The sequence below is a fragment of the Cribrihabitans pelagius genome (assembly GCF_048820915.1).
Taxonomy (GTDB): Bacteria; Pseudomonadota; Alphaproteobacteria; order Rhodobacterales; family Rhodobacteraceae; genus Cribrihabitans_A; species Cribrihabitans_A pelagius.
In genome coordinates, this window is record NZ_JBMERR010000002.1 from 125103 (window position 1) to 140434 (window position 15332).

Sequence of the window (15332 nt, forward strand, 5' to 3'; positions counted from 1 at the left end):
CTTATCCTTCCGTGCGGCCCTTGCCGCCCACCATTTCGCGCAAACCTTGCAGTCGTTGCGCCTCATCTACAACACGTTTGCTGAGTCCGCCAGAGGCGAGGGCGGCATGTATCACAGTTTGCCGTCCAAATGCCATTCCCAGCTCGTCCGCCGTGAGGCAGCCGATGAATTTACCCTTGTAGGGCGTGCTCAGCTTTGACTTGCCGCGGCCGGAGCCGTCGGAGGCCTGGATCAGCACCCGGGCGTCTTCCTTGTACAGCCAGTCCTTCACCTTTTCGAAGCCGGCCACCGCATCGCCGGATTTCCGGGCCAGGCTGATCAGCTCCACGAGGCGGCGCACGACTTGGCGCTCGACCTCCTGTGGGAGATCTTCGGGCACCTGCACCTGCGCCTTGAAGCCGCGGGCAAAGGCCTTTTTCTTTACCGCCGCGGCCAAAGCCGCGTGGCTGGCCGCGACATAGACGCCGCGGCCCGGCAGTTTGCCGCGCACGTCCGGCACGACGCTGCCGTCAGGGCCCATCACAAAGCGGATGAGGCCCTGCTTGGGCTCGGTCTCGCCGGTTGCGATGCACTTGCGCTCGCTGTCTTCGGACCGGTCTTTGGTTGCGCCGCCGCGTGTCATCGCGTTCTCCTGCCTTTACCGGCTTCAGGCTTCGCCTTCCGCTTCGCCGTCTTCCGCCTCACCTTCGGCGCCGTCTTGCTCCAGCTCGGCCGGATCGACCCAGCCCAGCGAGATCCGCGCGGTCATGACCATGTCCTGGGCGTCTTCCAGCGACAGGCCGAAGGGCTCCAGGATACCATCGTCCTTGACGCGCTCGCCGCCATCCGAGGTCCAGCCGCCGGCCAGCTCCCAGTCGGCGCAGGTGGCGAAATCTTCCAGCGACTTCACACCGTCCTTGGCCAAGGCCTCGACCATCTGCGGCGTGAGGCCGTCAAAGCCAATCAGGCTGTCCTCGGCGCCAAGTTCACGGGCGGCATCGAGCGCCGCCTTTGCCTGGGCTTCCAGGTAGTCGCGGGCGCGGGCCTGCAGCTCTTCGGCGGTGCCTTCGTCGACGCCGTCGATCACCAGCAGCTCGTCAAGCTCGACGTAAGCGACCTCTTCCAGGTTGGTGAAGCCTTCAGACACCAGAAGCTGGGCAAAGAACTCGTCCAGATCAAGGGTCTCCATAAACAATTTTGTGCGCGCCTCGAATTCCTTCTGGCGGCGGGCCGATTCTTCTTCCTCGGTCATGATGTCGATATCGAGACCGGTGAGCTGCGAGGCCAGGCGCACGTTCTGGCCGCGGCGGCCGATGGCGAGCGACAGCTGCTCTTCCGGCACCACGACCTCGATCTTGCCGGCTTCCTCATCCAGCACCACCTTGGTCACCTCGGCGGGCTGCAGCGCGTTCACCAGGAAGGTCGGCTGATCCTCGTTCCACGGGATGATGTCGATCTTCTCGCCCTGCAGCTCGTTCACCACGGCCTGCACGCGGGAGCCGCGCATACCCACACAGGCGCCGACCGGGTCGATCGAGCTGTCATAGGAGATCACGGCAATCTTCGCGCGCGATCCGGGGTCGCGGGCCACTGCCTTGATGTCGATGATGCCGTCATAGATTTCCGGCACTTCCATCTTGAACAGCTCGGCCATGAACTCGGGCGCGGTGCGGCTGAGGAAGATCTGCGGCCCGCGCTGTTCGCGGCGCACGTCCTTAATGTAGCAGCGCACACGGTCGTTGGGGCGGTAGCTTTCGCGGCCGATCTTCTCGTTGCGGCGCAGAATCGCTTCGCCCGCGCCGACGTCGACGATGACGTTGCCGTATTCCTCGCGCTTGACCAGGCCGTTGATGATGGTGCCGGCGCGGTCCTTGAACTCTTCGTACTGGCGGTCACGCTCGGCTTCGCGCACCTTCTGCAGGATCACCTGCTTGGCCGACTGGGCGGCGATGCGGCCCATTTCGACCGGCGGCACTTCCTCGACATAGGTCTGGCCCACTTCCGGCTCAGACATGTACTGGCGCGCCTGCGCGACAGTCATCTCGGCCTGGTAGTTCTCAAGGTCTTCATCGGCGACCACGGTGCGCACCCGGGTGAAGGTGGCGCGGCCGGTCTTGCGGTCGATGGAGACGCGGATGTCCATCTCGGCGCCGTAGCGGCTCTTGGCGGCACGGGCGAGGCTCTCTTCCATCGCTTCGATGACCAGGCCCGGGTCGATCATCTTTTCCCGCGCCACGGCCTCGGCGGTTTGCAAAAGCTCCAGCTGGTTAGCAGAGGTGATCGCCATTAGTTTTTCTCCTGTTCGGACTCTTCGGTCTCGATTTGGTCGGTCTCGATTTCGTCAAATGCGTCTTCGTTCAGCGTGCCCGCGGCCTTGCGCTGGCGCAGCATTTCCGCGATCAGGTCGTCGGTCAGCACCAGCTTGGCGTCGCTCAGCCAGTCGAATTTCAGCCCGATGGTCACGGTCTCGCCCTGATCCTCGATGTTGATCAGCACCTCGTCGCCCTCGGTGCCCGCCAGTTCGCCCTTGAAGCGGCGGCGGCCGCCGACCAGCTCGGCGGTCTCCAGCTTGGCCTCGTAGCCCTCGAACATCTCGAAGTCCTTCATCCGGGTCAGCGGGCGGTCGATGCCGGGGCTCGACACTTCCAGGCTGTAAGCATCCAGGATCGGATCTTCGACATCCAGCGCCGCGCTCACGGCGTTGGAGATATCGGCGCAGTCATCCACTTCGATGCCGCCGTCGGGCTTGTCGGCCATGATCTGCAAGGTGGTGGCCTTGCCGGACATCAGCCGGATACGGACCAGCTCGTAACCCAGATCCTCGATCACCGGGGCGACGATCTCGGCCAGGCGCCGGTCGATGGCGGCTTTGGCAATAAGGTCGTTGGTCATCTGACCTCCAAATTGGGCGTGCAGGCGTCCGCCTGCGGGCACTTGGGGCATACAGGCGCGGGGCCTGCGGGCACAAAAAAACGGGCGCGCGGCCCGTTGATCATTCCCGGTGGAGCCTTGAACCAGTGGTTCAACGCGCCGCTGTTGTTCAAGGCATATAGGGCGGATCGGGGCGAACTGCAAGTGTTCTGTTGCTGCACTGCCCTGCCGGCGCGCCTGGGTACGCGGCTGGCGGCGTCAGATGCGCCACCAGCGCTCGGCGATGCGGAAGTCGTCCAGCGGCGCCTGGCGGCCGATTTTGCGCGGAATGCCAACGTCCTGCCGCGCGGCCAGCGCCATCTCGCCCGCCGATGGGTGATAGTGGAAGCGGCCGCGTTGCAACAGCCCGCGCGGCTCCGGCAGGGCGGCGATATCGACATAGCCGTCGCGCAGCGCCTCGGCGCGCACGGCGGCGTCGGGAATCACGATGATTTCCACCGCGTCCACCCAGCCCGCGCTGCCGGACTTGTAATGGCCCTCGACCCGCGCGGCGCGGAAATGGCGGCCCTCCTGCGCGCGCTCCACCCGGTAGCAGCCGGCGCCAATCGTGCCGGCGAGCGGCACGTCCACCGCGCCGGAGGGCGCGATGCCAAGGCCGGGCGCGGCCAGCAGATAGGGCAGATGCGGGTTGGGCGCGTCCAGCTCCAGCGCCAGGCGGTGCGGGCCCAGCGCCCCGGCCCCGCGCAGGCCTGCGCCGGGCACGCCCAGCGCTTTCAGCGACAGCGCGGCGTCTTCGGCGGTCAGCACGCGGCCATCGTGGAAGCGCACATCGCTGCGCAGATCGAAAGTCCAGCGCGTTCCGTCCGAGTCACACTGCCAGCCCTGCGCCAGATCGCCGCGCAGCACACCGTCGGGGGCCACTTCGGTCAGCGTCGCGTGCAGCGCGCCGCGGGCGGTCTGCTCCAGCAGCGCGCCCTCCCGCGGGACCGCCAGCCGCAGAACGCCGCCCATGCGCGCCCCGGCCCCCACCGGCCCGCCGGCCGCAGCCAGCAGGGCAGCAGCAGCACCCGAGGTGAACAGCGCGCGGCGGTCGATACGCGGCATCAGACAAGCTCCCCTGCGATCCGGTCCATCGCCCGCACCAGCTCGGCGCTGATGCCGGGCTCCGAAAGCGCGTGTCCCGCATTGCGCACCATGCGCAGCTCGGCCCTCGGCCACAGCTCGTTCAGCCGCCAGGCGGAAGCGGGCGGGCATATCATGTCATAACGCCCCTGCACGATCATCCCCGGGATATGCGAGATCCGGTCCATGTTGGCGAGAATCTGCCCGTCGTAATCGAGGAACCCGCCATTGATGAAATAATGATTCTCCAGCCGGGCAAAGGCGCGGGCGTAATCGCCGGGGCTGTCGCCGCCATGCCCGTTCGAGGTGACCGAGGCCAGCGCGTTCTCCCAAGCCGACCAAGCCCGGCCATAGCGCACTTCCTCCTCAAGATTGCCGGAAAACAGGCGTTTGTTATAGGCGCCAATCATGTCGCCGCGCTCACCGTCCGGGATCGGCGCGGTGAAGCGGGCCCAGGTTTCAGGCCAGAATTTGCCCGCCCCGCCGCCATAGAACCAGTCGAGCTCCCCCTTGGTCATCAAAAACACGCCGCGCAGCACGATCCGGCGCACCCGGTCCGGGTGGGACTGGGCATAGACCAGCGCCAGAGTCGCGCCCCAGCTGCCGCCAAAGACGATCCAGTCCCCGATCCCCAGCTGGCGGCGAATCAGCTCCATGTCGGCAACCAGATGCCAGGTGGTGTTGTCCTCGCAGGAGGCATGCGGGCGCGAGCGGCCGCAGCCGCGCTGGTCGAACAGGATGATCCGGTAGACCTCGGGGTCGAAATAGCGCCGCATCGCCGGGCTGCAGCCGCCGCCGGGGCCGCCGTGGCACACCACCACCGGGATGCCCTGCGGATTGCCGCTCTGCTCGGCATAGATCCGGTGGCCCTGGCCCGCATCCAGCATCCGCTGGTCAAAGGGTTCGACCGGCGGATAAAGATAATGCACAGCGCGCTTTTGGTCGGTGTATTTGTCCATTACTGACCTAAGTGAGACGTCAGCCTACAAAAGAACACACGGAGACAGGAATGCAAGCGCCTCTATCCACGGTCGACCCGGCGGAAATCGCCAAATTCGAGGCCATGGCCGCGGAGTGGTGGGACCCGCAGGGCAAGTTCAAGCCGCTGCACATGCTGAACCCCTGCCGGCTGGACTATATCGCGCGTCAGATCGCGGCGGAGTTCGGCCGCGATCTGACGTCACAGCGCCCCTTCGAGGGGCTGCGCCTGTTGGACATCGGCTGCGGCGGCGGGCTCTTGAGCGAGCCGATGGCGCGGCTGGGGGCCGAAGTTGTGGGTGCCGATGCCGCCGCGGGCAACATCCCCGTCGCGCGCATCCATGCCGCACAATCGGGGCTGGAGATCGACTACCGCCACACCACCGCCGAAGCTCTGGCGGAGGCGGGTGAGCGTTTTGACGTGGTGCTGAACATGGAGGTGGTCGAACATGTCGCCGACCCGCTCGGCTATCTCACCGCCACGCAGACTCTCCTGAAACCCGGCGGCTTGCAGATCTGCTCCACCATCAACCGCAACCCCAAGAGCTATGCAATGGCGATTGTCGGCCCCGAGGTGATCATGCGCTGGCTGCCGCGCGGCACCCATGATTGGTCCAAGTTCATCACTCCGGACGAGCTGTTCGAGCTGCTGCGCAAGGCAGGCCTGGCCCCAGTGGACCGCAAGGGTTTTGTGTTCAATCCGATCACCTGGAACTGGGCAGTCTCCGAGCGGGACCTCACGGTGAACTACGTCACAGCCAGCGTGAAGCCAGCGTAAAAAAATCAGGTGTTTACGGGGCGGCGGGTCCCTGTCCTATACGAAAGGATAGGGCGTACCTCTTCTGCACCGTTGGGGGTTGGGCCGGGCTTTGCTAGAGTCAGGCCACGGGGCGCAATTACGCGGCCCGGCATGGGCTTTGGCCCTTCTCACCGAGTGAATGCCTGCCGCACTATCCGGCGGCATAACCCAGAGGTTGCCAACCACCGCTCACGGGGGTTGATGGGGGACTGATGGGGAAGATGGGGGCGCTTGTTCTGCCAGGCGCCCCCTTTTCCTGTATGCGGCCTGCGTTTGGTGCTCCGCACAGGAATGGCCGCCTCAGCCGCCCTCCTTGCCGCCGGTTTCCAGCTTGCCGCGCAGTTCGCGCAGAATCGGCAGCGTGGCCCGCACCCGGCTGCTGCCCAGCTCTTCCACCACTTCGGAGATCATCGGGATGATCCCCGCCAGCGCCGCGTCGCGCGCCTGACGGCCCGCCGGGCTGATCGCCACCATCTTGCGCCGGGCATCGTCCCAATCCGGGCGCACGTGGATATAGCCCGCCGTCTCCAGCTTGTTCAGCGTGTTGGTCATCGCGCCGCGGGTGACGTGGAAGGACTTCGCCAGCTGCGCGGGCGAGCGCTCCAGCCCGGCCCGTGCCAGGTGGTTCAGCACCGAAAAATGCGACAGCTCCATGCCCTTCGGCAGCACCTTGCTGAGCCTTGTGCGCGCAAGCTGATCGGCCATCAGGATTTCGCTGAACAGGGAAACCGCCAGGGAATTGGTCTCGTCCATCAGGGCCCGTCGAACTCCCGGTCATGGGTGAGCGCCGGAACCCGGGCGCGCGCGTCCTGCACCTTGTCGAGGTCAATGTCGGCAAAGACCACCCCCGCCCCGGTGCCGCCATCGGCCAGAACTTCCCCCCAGGGCGCCACCACCAGCGAATGGCCATAGGTCCGCCGGTTCTGCCCCTTGGTGGCCGGGTGCGTGCCGGTCTGGGCGGGCGCCAGCACGAAGCAGCCGGTCTCGATCGCGCGGGCGCGCAGCAGCACATGCCAATGGGCCGCACCGGTCACATGCGAAAACGCGGCCGGCACGGTCAGGATCTGGGCGCCGCCCTTGGCCAGCGCGCGGTGCAAATGCGGAAAGCGCACGTCATAACAGACCGTCATGCCGATCCGGCCCAGCGGCGTCTGCGCCAGCACCGCCTCAGCGCCCGGCCGGAAGCCGTCGGATTCGCGGTAGGTCTCCTCCGGCGTCACTTCGACGTCGAACATGTGGATTTTATCGTAGCGGGCCTGGATGCTGCCATCGGGCGCGATCAGGAACTGCCGGTTGGCAAAGCGCCCGTCCGCATCCTGCGTCTTCAGCGCCAGCGAGCCGATCAGCAGCCAGACTTCGTGCCGCGCCGCCTCGGCCCGAAGGGCGGCAAGGGTCGGGTCCTCATCCTCATGGCAGAGCACAGCGTTCTGGTGGCTGCGGCTGGTGGAGACGCAGTTGGTCACCTCCGGCGTCAGCACCAGCTCCGCGCCGCCGCGCACGGCCTCCGCCATCATCCGCTTCACCGTTTCCTGGTTTTGGGCCGGAATGTCGGTGGAGGTCATTTGCAGCAGGGCAGCGCGCATATTTGTGTCTCCGGGCGTCAGGCGGCCAGCAGCGGGTCGAGCTTGCCGTCCTGCTCCAGCGCATAAAGATCATCGCAGCCCCCCACATGGGTGCCGCCGATGAAGATCTGCGGAACGGTGCGGCCGCCATTGGCGCGCTGGATCATCTCCGCCTTGCGCTCCGGCTCCTGCAGCACGTTGATCTCCGAGAAGGCAACGCCTTTCTTGTCCAGCAGCCGCTTGGCGGCGTGGCAAAAGCCGCACAGCGGCGACGTGTAAATTTCCACCGGCTTCATTCCGAACCCCATCCTTGGTGAGCGTGTTCTGGAGGAATTGGGCATTCATTGCAAGAATTGCCAGAGGCGGCTGCCCCCGCTCACGCCCGCGTGACCCGCGCCAGAACCGCCACCCGCACCTCGCCCGCGCCCGCCGCCAGGCAAGCCTCGGCACAGGCGCCCAGGGTGGCGCCCGAGGTCATCACATCATCAACGATCAGAACCGCCCGCCCCGCAAGCCGCCCGCGGTGGCGCGGGTGCGCGGTGATGGCATCGCTCAGAAGGCGGTGGCGCGCGGCGCGGCTCTTGCCCTCCAGCGCCGGGGTCAGCCGGATGCGGCGGAGCAGGTCGGGGCAATGCGCAAGTCCCGTCCGCCGCGCCAGCGCCGCCGCCAGCAGCGCCGACTGGTTGTACTTGCGCCTGAGCAGACGGGTCCAGTGCAGGGGCACCGGGCACAGGAGCGGCTGGCCCGCCAGCAGCGGCTGGGCCGCGCGGTGCAGCCAATGCGCCGCCAGCTCCGCGAGCTCGGTCCGGTCGCCGTGTTTCAGCGCCAGCACCAGCTTGCGTCCGCGCCCCTCGTACAAAAGCGCGCTGCGGCCGCGGGCCCAGGGCCGCGGGTGCGTCATGCAGCCGTCGCATTCAAGCCGGAAACCGTCTGCCTCCCCCGGCAATGGCGCGCCGCACCCCTCGCAGACAGTGCCTGTGATGAATTGCGTCTCCGACCAGCAGCTTGCGCAAAGTCCGCCGGTTTCTTCGGTGAGCGCACCGCAGCCCATGCATTGCGGCGGGAAGACGAGAGAAACAGCGGTTTGAATCTGACTGTGCAGCATCTAAATAGCTCCTATGACGCCTGCACCTGCCTCCCAGCCGCAACTTGTTGACCGCCACGCACTGTCTGCCCGCCGCGCCCGCCGCCGGGCGGACGCGCTGTTCCTGCACCAGATGGCGCGGGACGAGGCCGAGGATCGCCTGAGCATGGTTAACCGGAGGTTTACGGCACCCGCCGTGGTCACGCCTTTCCCCGAGGTCTGGCAGGGGTCCCTGCCCGCCGTTCTGCCCGGAGCCAAGCTGGTGCCGGACGACGACACGCTGGCGCTGGAGCCAGGCGCGCATGACGTGGTGATCCACACGATGGGGCTGCATTGGGCCAATGACCCGGTCGGCCAGCTGATCCAGTGCCGCCGCGCCCTGAAGGAAGACGGGCTGTTGCTGGCGGTGATGCTGGGCGGCGGGACCCTGCGGGAGCTGCGCGCCGCCCTGGCCGAGGCCGAAACCCTGGTGACCGGCGGGCTGTCGCCGCGCGTGGCCCCGATGGGCGAGATCCGCGACCTCGGCGGGCTGTTGCAGCGGGCGGGCTTTGCGCTGCCGGTCGCCGATGCGGTGCCGCTCACCGCTGAATACCGCGATCTGGCGCACCTGGTCCGCGACCTGCGCGGCATGGGAGAGACCAACGCGCTTGCCCAGCGCCTGAGACGCACACCGCCGCGGGCTCTGTTTGCCGAGGCCGAGCGGCTTTACCGCGCGCATTTCGCCACCGCGGAGGGCCGGCTGCCCGCCACCTTCGAACTGGTTTGCCTGACCGGCTGGACCCCGTCGGAGACGCAGCAGAAACCACTGCGCCCCGGCTCGGCACAGATGCGGCTGGCGGATGCGCTGAAGGTGCCCGAAGGCAAAATCTGATCCGATAGGGCGCGCCTATCGCTGCGGCAATGCGATCCAATTGGCCTTCCCGCCCGTATCGGATTACACCCGACTGAAACCGACAAAGCCGCACAGGACCGTACCCATGCTGGATACCACCCAGAAAGCCACCTGCCCCGCCCACGCACCGGCCGGCCATCCGGAGCTGCCGGCCGGAAAGGTGGGAATCCTGCTGGCCAACCTTGGCACGCCGGACAGCTACACCTACTGGCCGATGCGCCGCTATCTGAGTGAGTTCCTGTCGGACAAGCGGGTGATCGATTACCCGTCGTGGAAATGGCAGCCGCTGCTGCAGCTCATCATCCTCGCCAAGCGGCCGTTCAGCTCGGGTGCGGCCTACAAGTCGATCTGGAACCACGACAAGGGCGAAAGCCCCCTGATGACAATCACCAAGGACCAGACCGCCAAAATGGCGGAAGTGCTGGCCGCGCGTTACGGCGACAAGGTGATGGTCGATTTCTGCATGCGTTACGGCAACCCCTCGACCAAGTCCAAGGTGCGCGGGATGGTCGCGGCGGGCTGTCAGAAGATCCTGTTCGTGCCGCTTTATCCGCAATATGCCGGCGCCACCTCCGCCACCGCAAACGACCAGTTCTTCCGCGCACTGATGGAAGAAACCTGGCAGCCCGCGGCCCGCACCATCGCGCCCTATTTCGACGAGCCCGCCTATATCGACGCGCTTGCCCGCTCGGTGGAGGAGGCCTATGCCAAGGTTGAGAATCGCCCCGATATCCTGGTCGTCAGCTACCACGGGATGCCGAAGCGCTACCTGATGCAGGGCGACCCTTACCATTGCCAGTGCCAGAAGACGACGCGCCTGCTGAAGGAACGACTGGGCTGGGACGACACCGCGATCACAACCACCTTCCAGTCTGTCTTCGGGCCGGAGGAATGGCTGAAGCCCTACACCGTCGACCACGTCGCGGCGCTCGCCAAGGAAGGCAAGAAGAACATCGCGGTGATTGCGCCCGCCTTTTCCGCCGATTGCATTGAGACACTGGAGGAGATCAACGAGGAGATCCGCGAAAGCTTCGAGGAAGCGGGCGGCGAGGCGTTCCTATATATCCCCTGCCTCAACGACGACAGCGATCACATCGCGGCCCTCGCGCAGGTGATCAGCGAAAACCTCAAGGGCTGGCTGGACTAGCCTCCCGCTCCGCGCCAAACATGGCGCGGATTTCAGGTGCCGGGGGGCGTTCCCGGCCGGGGAGGATTGGACATGGCATTTGCACATTGGGCCGCGGCACTTGAGGCGCGGTGGGGGATCACCGCGGATCTGCGCCGGCTCGACGGGGAGTACGACCTGAACTTCCTCGCCGAGGCGGCGGACGGCACCGGCTGCATTCTGAAAGCGATGCGCCCGGACTGCGCGCCCGGGCTGGTAGAGATGCAGATCGCCGCGCTGGAGCACATCCGCGCGCGCAATTCCGCGCTGCCCCTGCCCCGGGTGATCCGCACAACGAGCGGCGCGGCCGTGGCAGAGTTGCCGGACGAAGACGGCCAGCCCCGCCTGATCTGGCTGCTGAGCCGCCTGCCCGGGCGCTGCTACGCCAAGGCCGCGCCGAAAGCCGCCGCGCTGATCCGGGAGGCCGGCGCCGTCCTGGGTGGAACCGCCGCGGCACTGGCGGATTTCCGGCACGAAGGTCTCGACCGCGCGTTCAAGTGGGACCTGACACAGGCGGGCTGGATTCGAGACCGGACGGAGTGCATCACCGACTCTGGCCGCCGTGACGTCATCGAAAGCATTTGCGCCGATTTCGCCAAGTTAGAGCCTGATTTGGCCGCGCTGCCGAAGCAGGCGATTCACAATGACGCTAACGACTACAACCTGATGGTCACAGGCGAGCTGACCGAGCCGCGCCGGATTTCCGGGCTGATCGATCTTGGCGACATGTGTGCCGCGCCGCGGGTCTGCGACCTGGCCATCGCCGCGGCCTACATCGTGCTCGACCACCCCGAGCCGGAGGCGGCGCTGGCCGCTCTGGTGCAGGGTTATCACAGTGCTTACCCGCTCTCACCTGCCGAGGCTGACCTGATCTGGCCTCTGCTCAGGATGCGGCTGGCGGTGAGCGTGGTGAACTCCACGCTGATGGCGGCAGAGAACCCCGACGACCCTTACGTGACCATCTCGCAAGCTCCGGCCTGGCGCTTCCTTGAAGGGAGCAGCGTAAACGCGGGCCTGATCAACGCCCGCCTGCGCGCCGCCTGCGGCCTGCCGGTTGCGGAGGGTGCAGACCGGGTTTTGGCCTTTTTAGAGACTGAACGCGGCCGCTTTGCCCCCCTGATGGGGCAGGACTTGGGCGGCGTGCCGATGGGCTCGCTCTCGGTCGAAAACTCCACCTGGCCGCAGGACCCGTTCCACATGCCGCCGGAGGAAGCCGCCCGCGCGGGCGCGGAGTTCGGCACCGGACTGTGGCTCGGCTACTACAACGAGCCGCGGCTGATCTACGCGGAACCGGCCTTCCGCAAGGGGCCGTGGAAGGCGAGCAACCGGCGCACCGTGCATCTGGCCGTCGATGGCTTCGCCCCGGCGGGCACGCCGCTTTATGCGCCGCTGGAGGGCACCGTTTTTGCGGTGGAAAACCGCGACAGCCATCTGGACTACGGCGGCGTCATCATCCTGCGCCATGAAACCCCGGCAGGCGATGCCTTCTACACGCTCTACGGCCACCTCGACCCGGAATGCTGCGGGAGGCTCACCCCCGGCGACCGCATTGCCAGGGACGAGGCTTTCTGCCGCCTGGGCGATGCCACGCAGAACGGCGGCTGGGCGCCGCATGTGCACTTCCAGCTCGCGCTCAGCACCCAAGGCATGGAGTCCGACTGGCCGGGCGTGGCCGACCCGGACGAGCTGGAACTCTGGCACGCGCTGTGCCCCAACCCGGCGCCGCTACTCAACCTGCCGGATGCGAAAACCCGCTACCAACCGACCGACAAGGCCGCGGTGCTGGAGGGCCGCCGCGCCCATTTTGCCGCCAACCTCAGCCTCACCTACAGCGATCCGGTGATGCTGGTGCGCGGCTGGCGGCACCACCTGTTCGACGAATGGGGCCGGCCCTATCTCGACGCCTACAACAACGTCCCCCACGTGGGCCACGCGCACCCGCGCATCCAGGCGGTGGCGGCGGACCAGCTGAAGCGGATGAACTCCAACACCCGCTACCTGCACCCGGCGCAGGTGGGTTTTGCCGAGAAGATCCTGTCGAAAATGCCGGACCATCTGGAGGTCTGCTTTTTCGTCAACTCCGGCACCGAGGCCAACGAGCTCGCCCTGCGCCTGGCCCGCGCCCATACCGGCGCCAAGGGCATGGTGACGCCAGATCACGGCTATCACGGCAATACCACCGGCGCGGTCGACATCTCTGCCTACAAGTTCAACAAGCCCGGCGGGCCGGGACAGCCGGAGTGGGTCGAGCTGGTGGACGTCGCGGACGACTACCGCGGCCGCTTCCGCCGCGATGACCCCGAGCGCGCGCAGAAGTTCGCGGACCTCGTGGACCCGGCCATCGCCCGGCTGCAAGCGAAGGGCCATGGCGCCGCGGGCTTCATCGCCGAGACCTTCCCCTCGGTCGGCGGCCAGATCATCCCGCCGAAGGGCTACCTGCCCGCGGTCTACGAGAAGATCCGCGCCGCCGGCGGCATCTGCATTGCCGACGAGGTACAGACCGGGCTTGGGCGGCTTGGCGACTATTACTTCGGCTTCGAGCACCAGGGCGCCAGCCCCGATATCGTGGTGCTTGGCAAACCCATCGGCAACGGCCACCCGATCGGCGTGCTGGTCACCACCCGCGCCATCGCGGAGAGCTTTGCCAAGGGTCCGGAATTCTTCTCCACATTCGGCGGCTCGACCCTGTCGTGCCGCATCGGCAAGGAGGTGCTGGATATCGTCGACGACGAAGGGCTGCAGGAAAACGCCCGTCTCCAGGGAGAAGTGCTGCGCGCGGGGCTCAGGACACTGCAGGCGCGCCACGGCGCAATCGGCGACGTGCGCGGCATGGGGCTGTTTCTGGGCGTGGAGCTGATCGGGGCTGACGGCAGCGAGGGCGCCGGCCTGTGCGCCTTCGTGAAAAACCGGATGCGCGACCACCGCATCCTGATCGGCAGCGAAGGACCCGGGGACAACATCCTCAAGATCCGCCCGCCGCTGACCATCGAATCGGCTGATGCGGAGATGCTTCTGGAGGTGCTCGGCCGGGTGCTGACCGAAGCCGAATTGGGCTGAACCGGCAGATTTCTGCCGCAGGAGGCGGGCAAGGCCCGGGCAGCAAAAAAGGCGGTGGAACCCCACCGCCTTTTCCGTAATCCTTGCGCAGGGCTTAGTTGGACGCGACTGCGGCGCCAACCAGAACCAGCAGCAGCAGGGGCAGCAGGATACCTGCCGAGGAACCCTGTGCCTCTTCGACGATGACCGGTGCTTCCACAACCGGCTCCGCCAGATTGCCCGCCGAAGCGGTCGAAGCAGCAGCGGTCAGAGCCGCGGCGATAACGAGTTTTTTCATGTCAACCTCCAGAATTTGCGTGGAACACACCAAATGGACCACGCACCCAAGTCTTACCTCGTTATTTTGTCTAAGCAGCAAAACTGCGTCATTGCAATTGCTTGTTCGTCATGGCGCTGCCGGCGCCGGCGCGATGTCGTCAAATTAGCAACACCTGTGTGCCAATTTTGGTCAGGCCGAAAAGATGGGCGATATGCTCGTTGTAGAGCCCGATGCAGCCGTTCGAGGATTTCCGCCCGATCTTGCGCGTATCGTGGGTGCCGTGGATACGGTAATATTTCCAGCCGAGGTAAAGCGCGTGTGTTCCCAGAGGGTTATCCGGCCCTGGCGGGACATAGGCAGGCCATTCCGGGTTGCGCTTGCGCATGTTAGGCGTCGGCGCCCAGCCCGGGCCTTCGACCTTGCGGATCACCCTCGTGCGGCCGCGCCGGGTCAGATCGTCGGACAACGGCACCGAAGAGGGGAACAGCAGATAGGTGCTTTCGTCCTCGGCCCAGTAGTGCAGCGCGCGGCTGTCGATGTCGACCAGCACCGCGCCGTTGCGCAAATTGTCGAAATAGGGCCGCCAGGACTTCGCACGGAAGGCCGAGATATTGCGCTTGACCGCCGGTTCCGGCCCCGGCGGCGGGCGCAGCGGGTCATAGGCGGTATCGATGCCGTTTGCGTCCTGCGCCCAGGCGGGCGCGGCTGCCAGGGCGGCGCTGGCGGCCAGGAACTGCCGCCTGTTGCAACGGTTAAATCTGTTTCTATACATATGAAGTCCAGCCTGCGCATTCCGGTGGGTGTGCGGGGAGTTTATGGCGGGAATGCCGCAGTCGCAATTCAAACCGGGCGCTGCCGCCGCCGAATACCCCGGGCCAGTTTGCACCGGCGCCACAGGAGGGCTAAGTGCTAGGGCAATTCATGGAGCGAGAGTGCAAGATGACGCGTGTTTTCCTGTTCGCCGCCGCAGCCGCGATGGCTCTGGCCACCGCCTGTACGCCAGTCACCGAAACCGGGACCGGCGGCGGCAATATCTACCGGATCCGCAACGACGACCAGGTTCAGTTGCGGATGCTTGATTCGGTCAACGCCCTGCGCCAGGCCGCAGGCGCGCCCGCGGTTCGGCTGAACGCCCAGCTGAACGCCGCCGCCGCCACCCATGCGCGGGACATGTCGGTGCAGAACCGGCCCTGGCATTTCGGCTCCGACGGCTCCTCGCCGCTGCAGCGGGTGGCGCGGGCAGGTTACGGCGGCACGCTCCTGGGGGAGAATATCTCCGAAACCTACGAGAACGAGCAGCAGACCCTGGCTGCCTGGCTGGAAAAGCCCGCCACCCGTGCGGTGATCCTCGACCCCAAGGCGTCGAATATGGGTCTTTCCTGGTTCCAGGAGCCCAACGGCAAGATCTGGTGGACGATGATCATGGCCAACTGAGGGCCACGTGCATTCGATCCAAAGCAGCGGCTGAGGACCCGCGCCGCGCGCCAGCGCGGCGCCCGGCCCAAGGCCGCCAGGCGGTGCCGGCCTTGCCGGCGCAGCCGCGGGCGCGGGAGCGCGCCCTTAC

General features: G+C 66.5%; 16 protein-coding genes. 5 read left to right on the forward strand and 11 right to left on the reverse strand.

All coding sequences use genetic code 11. The annotated features are described in order from the left end of the window. Position 1: 1 nt before the first annotated feature. The 5 genes from ACOHX0_RS02280 to pip form a co-directional block, all read right to left on the reverse strand. Positions 2 to 622 (reverse strand): RNA-binding protein, encoded by a 621-nt coding sequence (locus ACOHX0_RS02280; protein ID WP_420675018.1) that lies wholly within the window; start codon positions 620 to 622, stop codon positions 2 to 4. 24 nt (positions 623 to 646) lie between these two features. After that, positions 647 to 2266: a transcription termination factor NusA gene (gene nusA / locus ACOHX0_RS02285; protein WP_420675019.1), complete on the reverse strand. Its 1620-nt coding sequence runs from the start codon at positions 2264 to 2266 to the stop codon at positions 647 to 649. Continuing rightward, positions 2266 to 2871: a ribosome maturation factor RimP gene (gene rimP, locus ACOHX0_RS02290; protein WP_420675020.1), complete on the reverse strand. Its 606-nt coding sequence runs from the start codon at positions 2869 to 2871 to the stop codon at positions 2266 to 2268. Before rimP ends, nusA begins: the two co-directional genes overlap by 1 nt. 237 nt (positions 2872 to 3108) lie before the next feature. Further along, positions 3109 to 3954 carry an ABC transporter substrate-binding protein gene (locus ACOHX0_RS02295; RefSeq protein WP_420675021.1) on the reverse strand — a complete coding sequence of 282 codons (846 nt, stop codon included), beginning with the start codon at positions 3952 to 3954 and terminating at the stop codon, positions 3109 to 3111. After that, the gene (gene pip / locus ACOHX0_RS02300; protein WP_420675022.1) at positions 3954 to 4931 is read right to left on the reverse strand and encodes a prolyl aminopeptidase; all 978 of its coding nucleotides are present in this window, start codon (positions 4929 to 4931) and stop codon (positions 3954 to 3956) included. The genes ACOHX0_RS02295 and pip overlap by 1 nt, the downstream gene beginning before the upstream one ends. 50 nt (positions 4932 to 4981) lie before the next feature. Here pip and ubiG point away from each other — a divergent pair, with 50 nt between their 5' ends. Continuing rightward, positions 4982 to 5728, forward strand: a complete 747-nt coding sequence (ubiG, locus tag ACOHX0_RS02305) for a bifunctional 2-polyprenyl-6-hydroxyphenol methylase/3-demethylubiquinol 3-O-methyltransferase UbiG (protein WP_420675023.1) — start codon at positions 4982 to 4984, stop codon at positions 5726 to 5728. 321 nt (positions 5729 to 6049) lie between these two features. Here the strand turns inward: ubiG and ACOHX0_RS02310 are convergent, their stop codons facing one another. The 4 genes from ACOHX0_RS02310 to ACOHX0_RS02325 all read right to left on the reverse strand — a co-directional run bounded on the left by ACOHX0_RS02310 (position 6050) and on the right by ACOHX0_RS02325 (position 8416). After that, on the reverse strand, positions 6050 to 6502 hold the full coding sequence (locus ACOHX0_RS02310; RefSeq protein ID WP_420675024.1) for a MarR family winged helix-turn-helix transcriptional regulator: 453 nt from the start codon (positions 6500 to 6502) through the stop codon (positions 6050 to 6052). After that, complete coding sequence (locus ACOHX0_RS02315; RefSeq protein WP_420675025.1) at positions 6502 to 7332, reverse strand: carbon-nitrogen hydrolase family protein; 831 nt, start codon at positions 7330 to 7332, stop codon at positions 6502 to 6504. The genes ACOHX0_RS02310 and ACOHX0_RS02315 overlap by 1 nt, the downstream gene beginning before the upstream one ends. Positions 7333 to 7349: 17 nt before the next feature. After that, positions 7350 to 7607, reverse strand: a complete 258-nt coding sequence (gene grxC / locus ACOHX0_RS02320) for a glutaredoxin 3 (RefSeq protein WP_420675026.1) — start codon at positions 7605 to 7607, stop codon at positions 7350 to 7352. 80 nt (positions 7608 to 7687) lie between these two features. Continuing rightward, on the reverse strand, positions 7688 to 8416 hold the full coding sequence (locus ACOHX0_RS02325; RefSeq protein ID WP_420675027.1) for a double zinc ribbon domain-containing protein: 729 nt from the start codon (positions 8414 to 8416) through the stop codon (positions 7688 to 7690). A gap of 13 nt (positions 8417 to 8429) precedes the next feature. Between ACOHX0_RS02325 and ACOHX0_RS02330 the strand changes: the two genes are divergently transcribed. The 3 genes from ACOHX0_RS02330 (at position 8430) to ACOHX0_RS02340 (ending at position 13509) form a co-directional block, all read left to right on the forward strand. Beyond that, positions 8430 to 9266 (forward strand): methyltransferase domain-containing protein, encoded by an 837-nt coding sequence (locus ACOHX0_RS02330; protein WP_420675028.1) that lies wholly within the window; start codon positions 8430 to 8432, stop codon positions 9264 to 9266. Positions 9267 to 9372: 106 nt separating this feature from the next. Beyond that, positions 9373 to 10434 carry a ferrochelatase gene (gene hemH / locus ACOHX0_RS02335; RefSeq protein ID WP_420675030.1) on the forward strand — a complete coding sequence of 354 codons (1062 nt, stop codon included), beginning with the start codon at positions 9373 to 9375 and terminating at the stop codon, positions 10432 to 10434. Between the two features lie 72 nt (positions 10435 to 10506). Further along, on the forward strand, positions 10507 to 13509 hold the full coding sequence (locus ACOHX0_RS02340; protein WP_420675031.1) for an aminotransferase class III-fold pyridoxal phosphate-dependent enzyme: 3003 nt from the start codon (positions 10507 to 10509) through the stop codon (positions 13507 to 13509). A gap of 94 nt (positions 13510 to 13603) precedes the next feature. Here ACOHX0_RS02340 and ACOHX0_RS02345 read toward each other — a convergent pair whose 3' ends face one another. Both ACOHX0_RS02345 and ACOHX0_RS02350 read right to left on the reverse strand, forming a co-directional pair. Further along, entirely contained in the window at positions 13604 to 13786 is a 183-nt protein-coding gene (locus ACOHX0_RS02345; protein WP_420665120.1) for a hypothetical protein, read from the reverse strand. Positions 13787 to 13925: 139 nt separating this feature from the next. Continuing rightward, on the reverse strand, positions 13926 to 14540 hold the full coding sequence (locus tag ACOHX0_RS02350; protein ID WP_420675032.1) for a L,D-transpeptidase: 615 nt from the start codon (positions 14538 to 14540) through the stop codon (positions 13926 to 13928). 167 nt (positions 14541 to 14707) lie between these two features. On the opposite strand from ACOHX0_RS02350, the gene dalA reads away from it, so the two are divergent. After that, positions 14708 to 15202 (forward strand): divisome-associated lipoprotein DalA, encoded by a 495-nt coding sequence (gene dalA / locus ACOHX0_RS02355; protein ID WP_420675033.1) that lies wholly within the window; start codon positions 14708 to 14710, stop codon positions 15200 to 15202. Positions 15203 to 15332 lie beyond the last annotated feature (130 nt).